The organism is Octadecabacter sp. R77987 (genome assembly GCF_042466115.1).
In the GTDB taxonomy this organism is placed as follows: domain Bacteria; phylum Pseudomonadota; class Alphaproteobacteria; order Rhodobacterales; family Rhodobacteraceae; genus SW4.
Genome location: NZ_JAXHBQ010000001.1, coordinates 1100011 through 1116686, shown reverse-complemented (window position 1 = coordinate 1116686; position 16676 = coordinate 1100011). Strand labels below are relative to the sequence as shown.

General features: G+C 61.1%; 16 protein-coding genes. 12 read left to right on the top strand and 4 right to left on the bottom strand.

The window, feature by feature from the left end; translation table 11 throughout:
• Positions 1-15: 15 nt before the first annotated feature.
• Positions 16-870, top strand: coding sequence for a LysR family transcriptional regulator (locus SJY21_RS05575; protein WP_377507376.1), 855 nt, complete (start codon positions 16-18; stop codon positions 868-870).
• On the opposite strand, the gene SJY21_RS05570 is transcribed toward SJY21_RS05575, so the two are convergent.
• Positions 867-1823 (bottom strand): NADPH:quinone oxidoreductase family protein, encoded by a 957-nt coding sequence (locus SJY21_RS05570; RefSeq protein ID WP_377507373.1) that lies wholly within the window; start codon positions 1821-1823, stop codon positions 867-869. The two genes, SJY21_RS05575 and SJY21_RS05570, sit on opposite strands and share 4 nt — an antisense overlap.
• 293 nt (positions 1824-2116) lie before the next feature.
• Here SJY21_RS05570 and SJY21_RS05565 point away from each other — a divergent pair, with 293 nt between their 5' ends.
• From SJY21_RS05565 to SJY21_RS05550, 4 genes are all read left to right on the top strand, one after another.
• On the top strand, positions 2117-2488 hold the full coding sequence (locus SJY21_RS05565) for a helix-turn-helix domain-containing protein (RefSeq protein ID WP_377507370.1): 372 nt from the start codon (positions 2117-2119) through the stop codon (positions 2486-2488).
• Positions 2489-2550: 62 nt separating this feature from the next.
• The gene (locus SJY21_RS05560) at positions 2551-3363 is read left to right on the top strand and encodes an inositol monophosphatase family protein (protein WP_377507367.1); all 813 of its coding nucleotides are present in this window, start codon (positions 2551-2553) and stop codon (positions 3361-3363) included.
• Between the two features lie 96 nt (positions 3364-3459).
• On the top strand, positions 3460-4794 hold the full coding sequence (locus tag SJY21_RS05555; protein ID WP_377507364.1) for an 8-oxoguanine deaminase: 1335 nt from the start codon (positions 3460-3462) through the stop codon (positions 4792-4794).
• A gap of 56 nt (positions 4795-4850) precedes the next feature.
• Entirely contained in the window at positions 4851-5333 is a 483-nt protein-coding gene (locus SJY21_RS05550) for a CAP domain-containing protein (protein ID WP_377507361.1), read from the top strand.
• On the opposite strand, the gene guaD is transcribed toward SJY21_RS05550, so the two are convergent.
• On the bottom strand, positions 5330-6616 hold the full coding sequence (guaD, locus tag SJY21_RS05545) for a guanine deaminase (protein ID WP_377507358.1): 1287 nt from the start codon (positions 6614-6616) through the stop codon (positions 5330-5332). The two genes, SJY21_RS05550 and guaD, sit on opposite strands and share 4 nt — an antisense overlap.
• 164 nt (positions 6617-6780) lie before the next feature.
• Between guaD and mgtE the strand changes: the two genes are divergently transcribed.
• The 5 genes from mgtE to SJY21_RS05520 are packed head-to-tail and all read left to right on the top strand — an operon-like array spanning position 6781 to position 11739.
• Positions 6781-8097, top strand: coding sequence for a magnesium transporter (mgtE, locus tag SJY21_RS05540; protein WP_377513161.1), 1317 nt, complete (start codon positions 6781-6783; stop codon positions 8095-8097).
• The gene (locus SJY21_RS05535) at positions 8094-8654 is read left to right on the top strand and encodes a 5-formyltetrahydrofolate cyclo-ligase (protein ID WP_377507355.1); all 561 of its coding nucleotides are present in this window, start codon (positions 8094-8096) and stop codon (positions 8652-8654) included. The genes mgtE and SJY21_RS05535 overlap by 4 nt, the downstream gene beginning before the upstream one ends.
• Positions 8651-9034, top strand: coding sequence for a DUF1801 domain-containing protein (locus tag SJY21_RS05530; RefSeq protein WP_377507352.1), 384 nt, complete (start codon positions 8651-8653; stop codon positions 9032-9034). The genes SJY21_RS05535 and SJY21_RS05530 overlap by 4 nt, the downstream gene beginning before the upstream one ends.
• 41 nt (positions 9035-9075) lie before the next feature.
• Positions 9076-9891 carry a YmdB family metallophosphoesterase gene (locus tag SJY21_RS05525; protein ID WP_377507349.1) on the top strand — a complete coding sequence of 272 codons (816 nt, stop codon included), beginning with the start codon at positions 9076-9078 and terminating at the stop codon, positions 9889-9891.
• Positions 9892-9951: 60 nt separating this feature from the next.
• A complete protein-coding gene (locus SJY21_RS05520; protein WP_377507346.1) occupies positions 9952-11739 on the top strand; it encodes an SLC13 family permease in 1788 nt (595 codons plus the stop codon).
• Here SJY21_RS05520 and SJY21_RS05515 read toward each other — a convergent pair.
• Positions 11730-12464: a glutamine amidotransferase gene (locus tag SJY21_RS05515; protein ID WP_377507343.1), complete on the bottom strand. Its 735-nt coding sequence runs from the start codon at positions 12462-12464 to the stop codon at positions 11730-11732. The genes SJY21_RS05520 and SJY21_RS05515 overlap by 10 nt on opposite strands.
• Positions 12465-14243 (bottom strand): SLC13 family permease, encoded by a 1779-nt coding sequence (locus SJY21_RS05510; protein WP_377507340.1) that lies wholly within the window; start codon positions 14241-14243, stop codon positions 12465-12467.
• Between the two features lie 170 nt (positions 14244-14413).
• Here SJY21_RS05510 and SJY21_RS05505 point away from each other — a divergent pair, with 170 nt between their 5' ends.
• The gene (locus SJY21_RS05505; RefSeq protein ID WP_377507337.1) at positions 14414-15163 is read left to right on the top strand and encodes a YebC/PmpR family DNA-binding transcriptional regulator; all 750 of its coding nucleotides are present in this window, start codon (positions 14414-14416) and stop codon (positions 15161-15163) included.
• 640 nt (positions 15164-15803) lie between these two features.
• A complete protein-coding gene (locus SJY21_RS05500; RefSeq protein WP_377507335.1) occupies positions 15804-16670 on the top strand; it encodes an IclR family transcriptional regulator in 867 nt (288 codons plus the stop codon).
• The last annotated feature ends 6 nt before the right edge of the window (positions 16671-16676 follow it).

Here is a 16676-nt window from a genome sequence, read left to right as displayed (position 1 = left end):
ATCACGGATATTGATATGCCCCGCAATCTTGACCTCACCGCCCTGCGCTCCTTTGTGGCTGTTGCCGACACGGGCGGCGTGACCAAGGCGGCCGGTGTGTTGCACCTGACCCAATCAGCGGTGTCGATGCAGCTGAAACGGCTTGAGGAGTCGATGGGTGTGGCGCTGTTTGACCGATCTGCGCGCAGCATTTCCCTGTCGCCCAATGGCGAACAACTGCTGGGCTACGCGCGGCGGATGCTGTCATTGAACGATGAAATCTACAGCCGCCTGACCGCGCAGGAATTCGAGGGCGAAGTCACCTTGGGCGTGCCCCACGACATTGTTTATCCGGTGGTGCCGCAGGTCTTGCAGCGCTTTGCCGCCGAATACCCCCGTGTGCGGGTGCAACTGCTGACATCCTTTACCCGCGCGCTGAAAGAACAATATGCCAAGGGCGAGGTTGATGTGCTGCTCACCACCGAGGACGAAGTGGGCGAGGGCGGCGAAACACTGGCAATCAAGCCGCTGGTCTGGATCGGCACAGAGAACGGCACCGCATGGCGCAACCGTCCGCTGCGCCTTGCGTTTGAAAAGAACTGCATCTTTCGTCAAGGCGTGCAACGTCGCCTGTCCGAGGCAGGCATCCCGTGGGAAATGGTTGTCGAAACCAATTCATCCCGCACGATCGAGGCGACAGTGACCGCCGACCTTGCCGTTCATGCGCTGATCGAAGGCACCGAACCGCGCCACTGTGAACGTATCAACCACGGCGGCGCGTTGCCCGAACTGCGCCAGACCCGCATCAACATGTATCACCGCGCCAGCGACGACAGCCCCGTGGTGGGCGATCTGGCGGCGCTGATCCACGCGGCCTATCAGGCGCATTAGATCGTCACGACAACCTTGCCGGTTGATTTGCGGCTTTCCAGCAGGTCCAGCGCGTCCTGCGCGCGATCCAGCGGCAGGGCATGGCTGACATGCGGGTGCAAGCGCCCTTGGGCGTGCCATTTCATCAGCTCGGCCATGCTGTCGGTCAGGGCGTCCGGGTTGAACGCCAGATAGCCACCCCAATAGAACCCGATCACGGTGATATTCTTGACCAGAATGATATTGGCCGGAATTTGCGGCACGTCGCCGCTGGCAAAACCGATGACGATCACCCGCGCCTCGCGGTTGCAGGCTTTCAGCGCGGCTTTGAACAAATCACCACCCACGGGATCATAAACAACATCGGCCCCGCCCAGAGCCTTGACCTGCGCCGTGATGTCATCGCCTGCGTCAATGCAGTGATCGGCACCCGCCGCGCGGGCCACCGCCAGTTTGTCAGCCCCGCGGGCCACGGCGATCACGGTCGCACCCATTGCCTTGCCGATTTCCACAGCCGTGAGGCCAACACCACCGGCAGCACCCAGCACGAGCAGGGTTTCGCCCGCCTGCAAATGCGCGCGCCGGGTCAGCGCCAGATGTGATGTGCCATAAGCCACCTGAAAGCCGGCAGCCTGTTCATTGGTCATGGAATCGGGAACGGGACGGCACAGGGCGGCAGGGAATACGCCCGTGTCCGCCAACCCGCCGCGCCCGCCAAAAACGGCAACGCGGGTGCCGATGGCAGGGCTGGTCACGCCCGCGCCAAGCGCTGTGACGGTGCCGCAGACCTCGAGTCCGAGGGTAAAGGGCGGCTTTGGGGTGTCCTGATAGGTGCCCCTGGCCATCAGCAAGTCGGCAAAGTTCAATCCACAGGCGTGAACGTGCAACGCAACCTCGCCTTCGGCAGGGCGCGGCGCGTCAATTTCGACCAATCCGGCCTTTGTTTCGAAGGATTTTACTTGAAATGCCCGCATATTCTTTGTCGCACCCGTGTTGCAAGATTTGCCTTTAACGACCCTAACCTTGCCTTGGGATAAAGGCCAGAATCGCGTCTGAACTCACTGAAATACTGACAAAAAGACAGGTTGACCGAAGGGGCATCAACCCCAAGACTGTCCTAAAGGCTAGGTCAGGTCATGCAACCGTTGCGTGTTTTATGAAAATGAGCGCATTCAGACTCCTTTGGTAATACCTGTGTTCGGTTGGTGAAGCCAATTGTCGCTTTGCCCCGCACCGCCGGAGCCGCGTAAAGAGAAGGATCAAAAGTATGAAGCACCCTGTTGATGTGCATGTGGGTAAGCGTATCCGCCACCGCCGTTGGATGAATGGCGTGACCCAGCAGCAACTTGCTGAACAGGTTGGCATCAAGTTCCAGCAGATCCAGAAGTATGAAACTGGCATGAATAGGGTCAGCGCCTCGCGGCTTTGGGACATCGCCCATGCCTTGACGGTGCCTGTATCGTTCTTCTTTGAGGGGATGGAAACAGGCGCGGCCGCTGCGGATGTATCGGGAAATATGCCCAATGATATCCTTGGCGACAAAGAAGCGCTTGAATTGCTGCGGTCGTATTACGCGATCCCCGAAAACCAGCGCCGCCGCTTGTTTGATCTGGCCCGCGTTCTTAGCGAAGCCGCCTAAAGCACGCTTGACCTTGCGCCCCGACCCGCGCTAGCGCCTGTGGGCCAAGCGCCGGGGGGAAGATGACCAATAGCAGTGACCTGCAAGCAGAGCTGATCCGCACGGCCCATGCCATGGCCGATGCGGCCCGCCCTGAAACCCTGCGCCATTTCCGCCAATCCGCGTTGACCAGTGACAACAAGGATGGCGATGGCGGCTTTGACCCCGTGACCGAAGGTGATCGCGCCGCCGAACGCGCCATGCGCACGGTTCTGGCTGACCTGCGCCCGGATGATGGTATTCTGGGCGAAGAATATGGCGCGACCAGCGGAACCAGCGGGCTGACCTGGGTGCTTGACCCGATTGACGGAACTCGCGGGTATCTAAGCGGCACACCAACATGGGGCGTCCTGATTTCGGTCGCTGATGCGCAGGGTCCGATGTTCGGCCTGATTGATCAGCCCTATATTGGCGAACGCTTTGCCGGCGGGTTTGGACTGGCCGAAGTCGTGGGGCCGCATGGAACTGCGCCGCTGAAAACGCGCCCCCCGCGGGACTTGGCCGATGCGATCTTGCTGAGCACCTTCCCCGAAGTCGGCACCGAGGCCGAGGCCCGCGCCTTTCGCGCCGTCGCCGCGCAGGCCCGCCTGACGCGCTATGGCATGGACTGTTACGGCTATGCCTTGGTGGCGGCAGGGCAGGTCGATCTGGTGATCGAGGCGGGGTTGAACGCCTACGACATTCAGGCCCCCATCGCCGTGATCACCGCCGCAGGCGGGATTGTCACCGACTGGCAGGGTGGCCCCGTTCACAACGGCGGACGCGTTTTGGCCGCCGCAAACGCAGACATCCACGCGCAGGCACTTGCGATTCTGCAGGCTGGCGTTGCGGCGTAAGCCACGCTAACCTTCCAAAGCGCCGAGTCCTTTTCCCCCTTCTGTCGGTGCAGGTTGTCCAATCCACCGAAGGGGGTGGAGCGAAAGGACACCCCAATGCCCGCAACCCTGATCAAAAATGCCGATACCATCCTGACGATGGATGACACGCGCCGTGAATTGAATGGTGCCGACATCCTGCTGCGCGATGGCGTGATTGTTGAAATCGGCACGATAGATGCGCCTGATGCCCATCTGATCAATGCGCGCGGCTGCGTTGTCACACCGGGATTGGTGAACACGCACCACCATCTTTACCAAACCCTGACCCGTGCGGTGCCCGGCGGGCAGGACGCGCTGCTGTTTGGCTGGTTGCAAACGCTTTACCCGATCTGGGCGCGTTTCGGCCCCGAAGAAATGTTCACATCGGCGCAAGTTGGCCTGGCCGAACTGGCGCTGTCGGGCTGCACGATGACCTCGGATCATCTGTATCTGTTCCCCAATGGATCGCGCCTTGACGACACAATCGCCGCCGCCCAAGAGGTCGGCTTGCGGTTCCACCCGACACGGGGCGCGATGAGCATTGGCGAAAGCGATGGCGGCCTGCCGCCCGACAGTCTGGTCGAACGCGAGGCGGCGATCCTGAATGACTGCATCCGCGTGATTGATGCCCATCACGATGCGGGCGTTGGCGCGATGGTGCGTGTTGGCGTGGCCCCCTGTTCACCGTTTTCTGTCAGCCGCGACCTGATGCGTGATGCGGCCATTCTGGCGCGCGACAAGGGCGTCATGCTGCACACCCATCTGGCCGAAAACGACGAGGATATCGCCTATAGTCTTGAAAAATTCGGCTGCCGCCCGGGGCAATATGCCGAAGATCTGGGTTGGACGGGGCACGATGTCTGGCACGCGCATTGTGTCAAGTTGGACGGGCAAGAGATTGATTTGTTTGCACGTTCCGGCACAGGAGTTGCCCATTGCCCCTGTTCCAACTGTCGCCTTGGCAGCGGAATCGCACCTGTGCGCGCAATGCGCGATGCGGGGGTGAATGTGGGGCTGGGCGTCGATGGATCGGCCAGCAATGATGCCGGCAACCTGATCCTTGAGGCGCGCCAGTCCATGCTGTTGCAACGGGTTGCACGTGGTGCGGACGCGATGAGCGCGCGCGAGGCGCTCGAGATCGCGACACGCGGTGGTGCGCAGGTTCTGGGCCGCGACGATTGCGGTCAAATCGCCGTGGGCAAGCGCGCGGACATCGCCATCTGGGATGTATCGGGCGTGGAAGCTGCAGGCAGTTGGGATCCGGCAGCCCTGCTGCTGGCGGGGCCGACATCCGTGCGCGATCTGATCGTCGAAGGGCGCGCCGTGGTGCGCGACGGGCAATTGGTCACGATTGACTTGGGGCAAGTGGTTCGCACCCAAAACAGGCTTGCGGCGGCTTTGCGGGTTTAGTGTTCGACAAGACCCGCCGCGCACGCATAAGGTAGAAAAAACCTTCGGAGGCCTCGATGCGGCGCGTTGTCCTTTCATTTTGTGCAATTCTTGCGCTGACGGCCTGCGTTGTCGTGCCGATTCCGATTGCGGGTGGCGCGCCATCGGGCCCTGCGGCCCCGCTTGCGGCGCTGCCGGCGTCGGGCTTTGGCGCGCTGCTGAACACGGTGCGCGCCGACACCGGATTGGGCGCGCTTGTCCCGAATGCACGACTTGCCGCCGCCGCGCAGGCCCATGCGCAAGACATGGTGCAACGCGGGTATTTTGCGCATCAATCACCAAGTGGCACATTGCCGTCAGCGCGCGTGCGTGCGCAGGGCTATTGTTTCCGGTTCGTCGCGGAAAACATCGCCAGCGGGCAACAAAGCGAACAACGGGTCATGGCGGCGTGGATGGGCTCGCGTGATCACCGTGCAAACATGCTGTCGCCAAATGCCCGTGAATACGGGCTGGGACGTGCGGGTGATATTTGGGTGCTTGTGCTGGGGTCGCCCTGCTAGCGCGCCACGCCGTTGACCCAAACCTGTGCAATCGCGCGGTCGTCGCCCATCATGATCGTTGGAAACAGCGCCTCCCAGAGGTCAGTGGCACGGGTCGCGCGCTGGGCGATGGCTGGGGTTGAGGCAAGGTCGATCACGCAGATATCCGCCGCCGCACCTTGGGCAAGCGCGCCGATCTTTCCGCCCATATGCAGGGTGCGCGCCGACCCTTCGGTGGCCAGCCACATCAGTTGGGCCGGATGCAAGGCGGTGCCGCGCAGCTGCGCAATTTCATAGGCCGCCGCCATGGTGCGCAGCATCGAAAAAGATGACCCGCCACCGGTATCCGTGGCCAGCCCCACGCTGATCCCGCGCGCCCTAAGGCCCGCCATGTCAAACAACCCCGACCCGATAAAGGTGTTCGATGTCGGACAATGCACCAGCGCGCCACCCACTTCGGCCAGCCGGTCAATCTCGCGCGGTTCAAGGTGGATCGCGTGGCCGTAAAGGCCGCGTTCACCCAGCAGTCCGGCGCTTTCATAGGTATCAAGGTAGTCGCGCGCTTCTGGGTGCAAACCACGCACCCATGCGATCTCATCAACCTGTTCGGACAGGTGCGTCTGCATCAGGCAATCAGGATGTTCGCCCCAAAGCGCGCCCAATGCATGCATCTGGTCTGGCGTCGAGGTGGGTGTGAAGCGCGGCGTGATCGCATAGGACGCACGCCCCTTGCCGTGCCACTTTTCCAGCAGCGCCTTGCTGTCGTCATAGGCTGATTGCGCCGTGTCGCGCAGACCGTCCGGCGCGTTGCGATCCATGCAGGTTTTGCCCGCGACTACGGCCATGTCACGGTCTGCCGCCGCACCAAAAAACGCATCCACGCTTTCGGGGTGGATCGTGCAGAAACTGGTCAGCGTGGTTGTGCCGTGGGCCAGCGCAATATCAAGCGTGCGCGCCGCAACGGCATCCGCATAGCTACGGTCGCCAAACTGCATTTCTTCGGGAAAGGTATAGGTGTTGAGCCAGTCAATCAGCCGTTTTCCCCAGCTCGCGATCATCGCGGTTTGCGGGTAATGCATGTGCGCATCGACAAAGCCGGCGCTGATCAGCGCATCGCCGTAGTCATGGATTTTCGCATGCGGGTGGGCGCGGCGCAGGGTCTCGGCACTGCCCATTGCGGCGATCTGCCCGCCGTCGACCAGCACCGCGCCAGCACTGTCGTGATGGGTCACGTCTTGCCAGTCACCGGCCATGGGATCACCGGAATACGACAGGGTCTGCCCCAAAAGAAGATGTTTTGTCATGCCGCCCAGACTAGCCCCGCTTTCAGGGGGGCGAAACATCGGATTTCCAAGAGAGACCTTCTTGCTGACCGTGGGTGATCCGCTATGGTGCGCGCAAATCGGGGGTGCGCGTGGAAGACCAGATCGACATCGAAGACGACGGCCAAAGCCTGACAAAACGTGTCATGGACGCGGTGTTGGACGCTGTCGAGGCGGGCGATGCCGCTGCGGTTGATGATCTGCTCAACCCGCTGCACGCAGCTGACATCGCCGACCTTCTGGAGCAGATCGACGGGCGCGACCGTCGTGCACTGCTGTTGCTTTGGCGCGGCGGCATGGACGGCGAAATTCTGTCCGAACTTGAAGAATCCCTGCGCGAGGAAGTGATCCAGAGCCTTGCTCCGCTGGAACTGGCCGAGGCCGTGCGCGAGATGGAAAGCGACGATGTCGTGGACCTTGTCGAGGACCTGGACGATGCCCAGCAAGAGGCCGTTCTGGATGCCCTTGGCGTTACCGACCGGATCGCGGTGGAACAGGCGCTGTCCTATCCCGAAGAGTCCGCCGGCCGCTTGATGCAGGTCGAAGTGGTGCGCGCGCCCGCCCACTGGAGCGTTGGCGAAACGATTGATTTCCTACGCAGCCATGATGATCTGCCGGAACAGTTTTACCATGTGATCCTTGTCGATCCGCGCATGAAACCAACAGGTTACGTGACCTTGGGTCGCCTGCTGGGATCGCCCCGCGCCACCAAACTTGCCGACCTGACCGAGGACAGCTTTCGCACCTTCCGCTATGATCAGGACGAAGAGGACGTGGCCTATGCGTTCAACCAGTATCACCTGATTTCCGCGCCTGTTGTGGATGGCGACGACCGCCTTGTCGGGGTGATCACGATTGACGATGCGATGATCGTTCTGGACGAGGAACACGAGGAGGATATCCTGCGCCTTGCCGGTGTCGGCGAGGGCAGCCTGACCGACCGCGTGATCGAAACCACCCGCCAGCGCTTTCCGTGGCTGGCGGTCAACCTTGTGACGGCCATTCTGGCCAGTCTGGTGATTTCCCTGTTCGAGGACGTGATCGCAGGCTTTGTCGCGCTGGCCGTGCTGATGCCGATTGTCGCGTCGATGGGTGGCAATGCTGGCACGCAGTCGCTGACTGTGGCCGTGCGCGCCATTGCCACGCGCGATTTGACCGGTGCAAACGTCTGGCGCGTGATCCGGCGCGAGGTCTTTGTGGGCTGCGTGAACGGCGTGATTTTTGCCGTTGTGATGGGGGCTGTCGGCATGTTCTGGTTCGGTTCACCGATGCTGGGTGTGGTGATTGGCGTGGCGATGATCATCAACCTGATCGTGGCCGGATTGGCAGGCACGGTGATCCCTGTTGCCTTGGAAAAACTGGGCGTTGATCCGGCGCTTGCCTCGGGTGCCTTTGTAACAACGGTTACGGATGTCGTTGGTTTCTTTGCCTTTCTTGGGTTGGCGGCAGTGGTGTTGCTGTGACTGACCTGACGGCGATCAAGGCGCAGGCGCGCAAGGCCGCCTTTGCACGGCGCAAGCTGGCCCATGACAGTGGCGCAGGCCACGCAGGGTATTTGTCCGAAGTTCTGGCCGGATATCGCGGTGTGCCTTTGTCGGGCTACATGGCGATGCGCACTGAAATCGACCCGACAGCGGCGATGGCCGAGGCGGCGGCACACGGCCCCGTTTGCGTGCCGGTCATCATCGGCAAAGGCCAGCCGCTAAAGTTTCGCGCATGGGAGCCGGATTGCGACATGATCGCAGGCGAATTTGGCGCACAGGTGCCTGCCAGTGGTGATTGGATCACGCCGGAAATCCTGATTGTGCCGCTGGTGGCTTTCAGCCGCGCAGGCGGGCGGCTGGGCTATGGCGGCGGGTTTTATGACCGCACGCTGGAAGGGCTGCGCGCGCAGCGTGGAACGCTGGCCATCGGATTTGCCTATGCAGACCAAGAGGATGACAACCTGCCGCTGGAACCCACTGATCAACCGCTTGATCTGATCGTCACCGAACGCGGCGTGATAGAGGTGGGCAAGTGACCCCCGAAATTGCCGCCGTCCTTGATGCCCAGCCTGCGTTAACGGCACAGGGCATGGCGCGTTTGCGTGATCTGATCCTTGAAACGGCAGTAAGTGATCCGCGCGTCGGCCCCCTAAGCGAAAGCCTGAAATGGGGCCAGCCTGCCTTTCGCCCCAAAGCGGCAAACACCGGCACGACCCTGCGCGTGGCGGCCCACAAGGATGCCGCCTTTGCCCTTTATGCACCCTGTTCCACGACCGTGATCCCGACCCACGCAGAACGCTTTGCAGGAGCGGACAGGATCGACGGCACCCGCGCGATCCTGTTCGATCATCCCGACCAGATCGACGCGGACCGTCTGCGTCTGACGATCCTGCACGGGCTGACCTACTTTCTATAATTCACTTGCGCTTGGGCGGCGCGATTGCTTTACGCACATGCATGCGAATTTTGTTTCTTGGCGATGTCATGGGCCGTGCGGGACGCACGGCGATCACCACCCACCTGCCGCGCCTGCGCGATGAATGGCGGCTGGATTTTGTCGTGGTGAACGGCGAAAACGCGACCGGCGGCATGGGCCTGTCGGGTGCACATGCCAAGGTATTGCTGGACGCAGGCGCCGATGTGCTGACCCTTGGCGATCATGCCTTTGATCAAAAGGACATGATGGCGTTTATCGACAGTGAACCGCGCATCATTCGCCCGCTGAACTATTCCAAAGCCGCACCCGGTGTCGGCGCGCGGGTGTTCAACGCGGCAGGCGGGCGCAAGGTTCTGGTTGCCCAGGTGCTGGGGCAGGTGTTCATGAAACGCCCGTTTGACGATCCGTTTTCGGCTGTTGACGGGGTGCTGCGCCAGCATCCGATGGGGGGCATGGTGCAGGCCAGCCTGATTGACGTGCACTGCGAGGCCACCAGCGAAAAGATGGCGATGGGCCATTTCTGCGACGGGCGCGCCAGCATCGTGGTCGGCACCCACACCCATGTGCCCACGGCCGATGCGATGGTGCTGTCCGGCGGCACTGCCTATCAGACCGATGCAGGCATGTGCGGCGATTACAATTCCGTCATTGGCATGGAAAAAACCGAACCCCTGCGCCGTTTCATCACCGGAATGCCCAAAGACCGGTTTTCCCCCGCGCCCGATGAGGCAACCCTGTCAGGCCTGTTCGTGGTCACTGATGATCGCACGGGCAAGGCGACGCGCGCGGAAATGATCCGCACGGGCGGGCGCTTGCAACAGGCCGCGCCGGCCTAATCCGCTTGCGCCGCTGCGCGCTTGACGCGAAACTGGGGACGCGCAACAGGATGACGCTTGATGATTGAACTCTTTTCGGTCTCGCCCATGGGGCAGGCGGTTTTGACCCTCACGGTCGTCGGCATCATGTTCGTGCTGTTCCTGCGCGAAACTTTTCCGACCGAAGTCGTGGCCATCGCCGGTGTGGCCCTGATGCTGATCAGCGGCGTGTTGCCCTATCAGGACGCGCTGAACGTGCTGTCCAACCCCGCGCCCTGGACCATCGCGGCGATGTTTATCGTCATGGGTGCATTGGTGCGCACAGGCGCGCTTGAGGCGCTGACCAAGGTGGCTGAACGCAACGCCAAAACGCGGCCTGCGCTGGCCTTGGGCGGGTTGATGGCCTTTGTTGTGCTGTCATCGGCGATTGTGTCGAATACGCCCGTGGTCGTCGTGATGATCCCGGTCTTTGTGCAACTGGCCCGCACGATGGGCTTGTCTGCCTCCAAGCTGTTGATCCCGCTCAGTTACGCCGCGATCCTTGGTGGCACACTGACCCTGATCGGCACCTCCACGAACCTGCTGGTCGATGGTGTGGCGCGCGCCCAAGGGCTGGCGGCGTTCACGATTTTCGAGGTGACACCGCTGGGCATCATTCTGGTGATCTGGGGCATGATCTATCTGCGGTTCATCGCGCCGCGCCTTTTGCCCGACCGCGACAGCATGGCCAACCTGCTGTCGGACAAGTCCAAGATGCGGTTCTTTACCGAGGCCGTGATCCCCCCCGAAAGTAACCTGATCGGGCGTGAAGTGACGGGCGTGCAACTGTTCAAACGTGATGGTGTGCGCCTGATCGATGTGGTGCGCGGCGATGCATCCTTGCGGCGCGACCTTGCGGGCGTGACCTTGCAGGTGGGTGATCGGGTAGTGCTGCGCACGGCGATGACAGAACTGTTGTCACTGCAGGCAACCAAGGAATTGAAGCGCGTCGATCAGCTGTCAGCGGTGGAAACATCCACCGTCGAGGTGTTGATCACGCCGGGGTGCAAGATGGTCGGCCGCACCCTTGGTGCGCTGCGTCTGCGCCGCCGCTACGGTGTTTACACGCTGGCCGTGCACCGCCGGAACCAGAACATCGGACGTCAGTTGGATGATTTGGTTGTGCGCGTTGGCGATACGCTCCTGCTTGAAGGTGCACCCGAAGATATCCAGCGTCTGGCCAGCGATATGGACATGGTTGACGTATCGCACCCTTCGGCCCGTGCGTTCCGGCGCAGCCATGCGCCGATTGTCGTTGCCGCGCTTTTGGGGATTGTCGCGCTGGCCGCATTCGGGGTCGCGCCGATCTTTTTCCTGGCGGTGCTGGCCGTCGCGCTGGTGCTTGTGACCCGCTGCATCGACGCGGACGAGGCATTTTCCTTTATTGATGGCCGGTTGTTGGCGCTGATTTTTTCGATGCTGGCCATTGGCGCCGCGCTCGAGGCATCGGGCGCGGTTGCCCTGATCGTCAGCGGCCTTGCGCCCGCCTTGCAGATGTTGCCGCCGTTCCTGATTATCTGGGCGATTTACCTGCTGACATCCATCCTGACCGAAATGGTGTCCAACAACGCCGTGGCGGTGGTGATCACCCCCATTGCCATCGGGTTGGCCACGGCGATGGGCCTTGATCCGCGCCCGCTGGTGGTGGCTGTCATGGTCGCAGCAAGCGCCAGTTTCGCAACACCCATCGGCTATCAGACCAACACGCTGGTCTATGGCCCCGGCGGGTATAAATTCAGTGATTTCCTGCGTGTCGGCATTCCGTTGAACCTGTCCATCGGGATGCTGGCAAGTGCCGTGATCCCGTTCATCTGGCCGCTTTATCCGTAGCGTTCCACGAACCGTTGCAGGATCAGTTCCGGTGTTGTGACATCGGCGGCGCGGCACATGGCGATCAGGTCATCCGCCTCGGACGGGTCAAAATACCCTTTGTCCTTATAAAGCCTGATGCGGGTTTCAAAGCCTGCGGCGTCGGCTTCGGGGTGGAATTGCGTGGCGTAAACGTTGCTGCCATGGCGGATCATCTGGAACGGGCAGGCGGGGCCGGCGACCAGATGGGTGCAACCCTGTGGCAGGTCTTGAACCGCTTCCTTGTGGCCGACGAAAGCGTCAAATTCGCGTGGCAGGCCGGACAACAGCGGATCGGCCCGCCCCGCGTCCGTCAAGGTGCAGGGTGTGGCGCCGACGGGTTCGCCGTAGCGGTCCTTGCTGACAGTGGCACCCAGATGATGCGCCAGAATGCCGATCCCGTAACAGCAGCCCATGAACGGATGATCCAGTGTCGTGATCTGCGGCATCAGCGACAGGCAGGCGCCTTCGATCCGTGCTTCTTGCAGGGTCTTGTCGGCGGGCGCATCGCTGACGCAGCCGGGGCCGCCACCGACGATCACACCGGCATAGTCACGCACGTCCAGCCCCTGTGGCAGGTCTTCGCAATCAAGCCGGATGCGGTGTGTGTCGCCCGCCGCCAGCCCTCCCTTGCGCAGGATTGCGGCGTATTCATCTTCGCTGGCTTCGGTTTCGGGGCGCAGTTGCAGGATCAGGAACTTGGTCATCTAAAGCGGCCAGAATACAAGGATTGACGGGATCGACACGGCGACCACTAGAATTTCCAGCGGCAGCCCCATACGCCAGTAATCGCCAAAGCCATAGCCGCCGGGACCAAGGATCAACGTGTTGTTCTTGTGCCCGATTGGCGTCAGGAACGCGCAGGATGCCGCCACGGCCACGGCCATCAGGAACGGGTCAGGCGATACGTTCAGCGTCTGCGCCATCTGGATGCCAACGGGGGCGGCGACGATGGTGGTGGCTGTGTTGTTGAGCACATCCGACAGCGTCATCGTCACGACCATCAGCACCGTCAGGATCATCCATGGCGCCATGCCCGCCGTGAGGCTGACCAGCCAGCCCGCGATCAGTTCGGTGCCACCGGATGTTTCCAGCGCCGCGCCCAGCGGGATCATTGATCCCAGCAGGACGACAACGGGCCATTCGATGTGGTGGTAGAGTTCGGACAGGGGGACGATCTTTGCCAGGACATAGGCGACGACGACCAATCCCAGCGCGATGGGCAGGTAGATTAGCCCGAAACTGGCCAGCGCCACGGCCCCGCCAAACAACCCGATCGCCAACCAGACCTTGCTGTCGGCGGTCACGGCCAGACCACGGTCTGCAAGGGGCAGACACCCCAGCCAATCGGTCACGTCGGCGGCATTGTCTTCGGGGGTCAGCAGCAGCAGGATATCGCCCGCACGGATCTGCGTCTTGCGCAGGTTGGTGCGGATCGCCTTGCCTTGACGCGAGATGCCCATCAGCACCGTGCGCTGGCGCCACGACAGGCCAATGGCCTGTGCGGTCTTGCCGTTGATCCGGGCCTCGGAGGGGACCACAACCTCGATCACGGACAGGCCTGCGCCATCGGCTTTCAACAGGTCCTCGCGCGTGTCATCGGCAAAGTTCAGCGACAGGGCGGCACGAAATTCGTCCAAAGCTTCGGGCGCCGCTTCGAGGACCAGCGCGTCACCGGCGTTGATCTTGATATTGCGCGCGGTGCCATAGCGGCGCTTGCCGTCGCGGATCATCCCAAGAATGGCGACATCATTCTTTTCGGCGATCTCGTAAAGGTCAATTACCCGTTTGCCGATATGTTTGCTGCCGTCCGGCACCGTCAGTTCAGCGATGTAATCTGTCACGTTTTCAAGGGCCTGTGCAGCGCTTGGGCCGTCTTTTTGCGGGATCAGCCGCCAGCCGATCAGGGCGACAAACAGCAGGCCGGCAATTGCCGTCACTGCACCCACGGGCGCGAAATCAAACATCTTGAAGGGAGCGCCAAGGCTTTCCTGCCGGATCGCGGCAATGATGATATTGGGTGGTGTGCCGATCAGCGTGACCATGCCGCCAAGGATCGTCGCGAATGACAGCGGCATTAGTGACAGGCTGGGTGCGCGCCCCGCCTTGCGCGCGGTCTGCACGTCCACCGGCATCAGCAAGGCAAGGGCCGCGACGTTGTTCATGAAGGCCGAAAGCACGCCGCCGATCCCGCCCATGATGGCGATATGCGCGCCAAGGCTGCGGGTGCTGTCCACCAGCGTGCGGGTGATCAGATAAACCGCGCCGGACCGCACCAGACCGGCCGAAACCACAAGCACCAAAGCGACGATAATCGTGGCGGGATGGCCAAAGCCGCTGAAGGCATCCTTGGTCGGGACCACGCCCAGCACCACGCCGATCAGCAGCGCCGCAAAGGCCACAAGATCATAGCGGAACCTGCCCCAAAGCAACATGCCGAACACGGACCCGAACAGGGTAAAGAGGATGATTTGATCTGTTGTCATAGCACAGGTGTAACGCGGGGCGAGGTGCGAAAACAGGGCAAAATCGCGATATGGAAACCGTATGGAAAGCGTATGGAAACCGTATGGGTGTGGTATGGCGCGCCGGGGATTGCAGCCCCCTGCCTGACTGCCATATAGAGACGCAGATATCGCAATTCGGGAGAGCACCCATGGCCGGCCACTCAAAATGGGCAAACATTCAGCACCGCAAGGGACGGCAGGACAAACTGCGCTCCAAGCTGTTTTCCAAGCTGGCCAAAGAAATCACCGTGGCCGCCAAGATGGGCGACCCCGACCCCGACAAGAACCCGCGCCTGCGTCTGGCCGTCAAGGAAGCGAAATCATCGTCCGTGCCCAAGGATGTGATCGACCGCGCGATCAAGAAATCCCAAGGTGGTGACGCCGAAAACTACGACGAAATCCGCTATGAAGGCTACGGCCCCGGCGGCGTGGCCGTGATCGTCGAGGCGATGACCGACAACCGCAATCGCACCGCATCCACCGTGCGGTCGACGTTTTCCAAGAACGGCGGAAACCTGGGCGAAACCGGCAGCGTGGGTTTCATGTTCGACCGCAAGGGGCAGGTGATCTACCCCGCTTCCGTGGGCGACGCCGATACCGTGATGATGGCCGCCATCGAAGCGGGCGCCGAGGATTGCGAAAGCACGGATGAAAACCATGTCATTATCTGCGCCGACACGGACCTGAACGAAGTCTCCACTGCGCTCGAGGCCGCCTTGGGCGAGTCGGAATCAACCAAGCTGATCTGGCAACCCAATATGCAGACCGACCTTGATCTGGACGGGCTGACCAAGCTGATGAAGCTGGTGGATGCGCTGGAAGATGATGACGATATCCAGACGGTCACGACCAATCTGGACGCGTCCGACGAGGTGATGGAAGCCTTTGCCAATGGCTAGGGCGTTTGGGGGCAGAATGCACCGCGCGCCCGTCACGGGGGTGGCGGCTGTTGAACGTAGTTAACTTGAGTGGCGGCTTTGCGGACAAAGCTGAACTGCGCAGATGCGGCTTTTGCTGACGCAGCATTTGCTCGCATGTGTGGAAGCTTGATGGCTGCTACGTATCTGGGACTGCTGCTCCCGAAAACCTGACAATGGAAGGGATACAGCTCCGACATCTCGACGCACGTGCCTTTTCATATCAAGAAGTCCCGCTGCGATTTTTGGGCGACATGAAGTTGGTTCATTTGACGGACGACGTGAGTAATGAGCTTCGAGTATCGGTGTCTCGGTAAGTGTTGACGCGATGGCTATGACGCCGCGCAGAATCATGCGGGTTAGTCCGCAACCACGTCGAATTGACTGCCCTCTTTTTGAATGCCCCCCCTCAGCCCGCGCTCTGACGCGCATCGTCGCCGTTTGAAGTGAGGACGGCTCGGACGTTTATTTGGCACTGAAATCAAAAGAGAAACGTTCCCTTTCGCCTGCTGTGAGTTATCGCAAGGCCCACTGTCAGTTTCACAATATGAAATTGAACACGACATTATGAAATTTTGTTGCTAAAAAGATTCAGATCAACAACCGTAAAGGAGGGAGGACAATGACTGTGAAGCATGAACAATCACAAGCATTCGGATCGAAAGGTGCTGATGGCGGCGCCCAAACCGATGTGGCGAGTGAAGGCCGTGTTTCGGGTGCTCGCCAGATACAATCCGTGGCTCGTGCGCTTGATATTGTCGAAGTTTTGGCGAGCGAGCATGAAGGATTGGCCCTGTCTGATTTGGCAGACCGTCTGGGCCTGAATGCGTCGACTTGCCATCATCTGATTTCTACGCTTGTCGCCCGAGGGTATGTCGAGCGTTTGGGGCGAAGCCGTGGCTATGTGATTGGCCGCAAGGTCCGCGAACTCGTAGAGCTTGAGGATAGCCTTTATGGCCCTGAAGTGCTTCTCAAGAGGGATCTTCGCGATCTGGGCGAGAAGCTTGGCCTTACTGTGCAACTGGCCATCATGGCTGAAACATCTCTTTTGACCAAGCTTCGGTTCGCGTCAGCCGACGTGGTAGATTCATTTCTTGAGCCGGACGAAATCACCAAGATGACCGCGCTGCATGCGACGGCGACCGGTAAGGCAATTCTGGCTTGGTTGCCTGAAGTTGAACTTGTTCGGGTGATCTCGGCCAATGGTCTGACGCGATACACGGACAAGACGATTACAAGCCTGGCCGGGTTGATCGAAGAACTGCGACTGGTCCGTCGCCGCGGCTATTCGATCGACGATGAAGAATTGAAAAGCGGTGTGGTTTGCTTGGGGGCGGCCCTGCGGGACGGGGGCGGTGCAATCGTCGGTTCCATTTCTGCGTCGGGACCCGCTGAACACTTGACCGGAGACTACCGCGGGACGGTTGCCAGAAAGATGGCCGAGGCCGGGGTTGAGTTCTCAAGGCGCTTGAGAGCGGCGAAGCAATAAATCGAA

Bases quoted from the DNA above. Each gene is read 5' to 3' on its own strand.
- SJY21_RS05575 (WP_377507376.1), top strand. From the start codon at position 16: ATGCCCCGCAATCTTGACCTCACCGCCCTGCGCTCCTTTGTGGCTGTT.
- SJY21_RS05570 (WP_377507373.1), bottom strand. From the start codon at position 1,823: ATGCGGGCATTTCAAGTAAAATCCTTCGAAACAAAGGCCGGATTGGTC.
- SJY21_RS05565 (WP_377507370.1), top strand. From the start codon at position 2,117: ATGAAGCACCCTGTTGATGTGCATGTGGGTAAGCGTATCCGCCACCGC.
- SJY21_RS05560 (WP_377507367.1), top strand. From the start codon at position 2,551: ATGACCAATAGCAGTGACCTGCAAGCAGAGCTGATCCGCACGGCCCAT.
- SJY21_RS05555 (WP_377507364.1), top strand. From the start codon at position 3,460: ATGCCCGCAACCCTGATCAAAAATGCCGATACCATCCTGACGATGGAT.
- SJY21_RS05550 (WP_377507361.1), top strand. From the start codon at position 4,851: ATGCGGCGCGTTGTCCTTTCATTTTGTGCAATTCTTGCGCTGACGGCC.
- guaD (WP_377507358.1), bottom strand. From the start codon at position 6,616: ATGACAAAACATCTTCTTTTGGGGCAGACCCTGTCGTATTCCGGTGAT.
- mgtE (WP_377513161.1), top strand. From the start codon at position 6,781: ATGGACGCGGTGTTGGACGCTGTCGAGGCGGGCGATGCCGCTGCGGTT.
- SJY21_RS05525 (WP_377507349.1), top strand. From the start codon at position 9,076: ATGCGAATTTTGTTTCTTGGCGATGTCATGGGCCGTGCGGGACGCACG.
- SJY21_RS05520 (WP_377507346.1), top strand. From the start codon at position 9,952: ATGATTGAACTCTTTTCGGTCTCGCCCATGGGGCAGGCGGTTTTGACC.
- SJY21_RS05515 (WP_377507343.1), bottom strand. From the start codon at position 12,464: ATGACCAAGTTCCTGATCCTGCAACTGCGCCCCGAAACCGAAGCCAGC.
- SJY21_RS05510 (WP_377507340.1), bottom strand. From the start codon at position 14,243: ATGACAACAGATCAAATCATCCTCTTTACCCTGTTCGGGTCCGTGTTC.
- SJY21_RS05505 (WP_377507337.1), top strand. From the start codon at position 14,414: ATGGCCGGCCACTCAAAATGGGCAAACATTCAGCACCGCAAGGGACGG.
- SJY21_RS05500 (WP_377507335.1), top strand. From the start codon at position 15,804: ATGACTGTGAAGCATGAACAATCACAAGCATTCGGATCGAAAGGTGCT.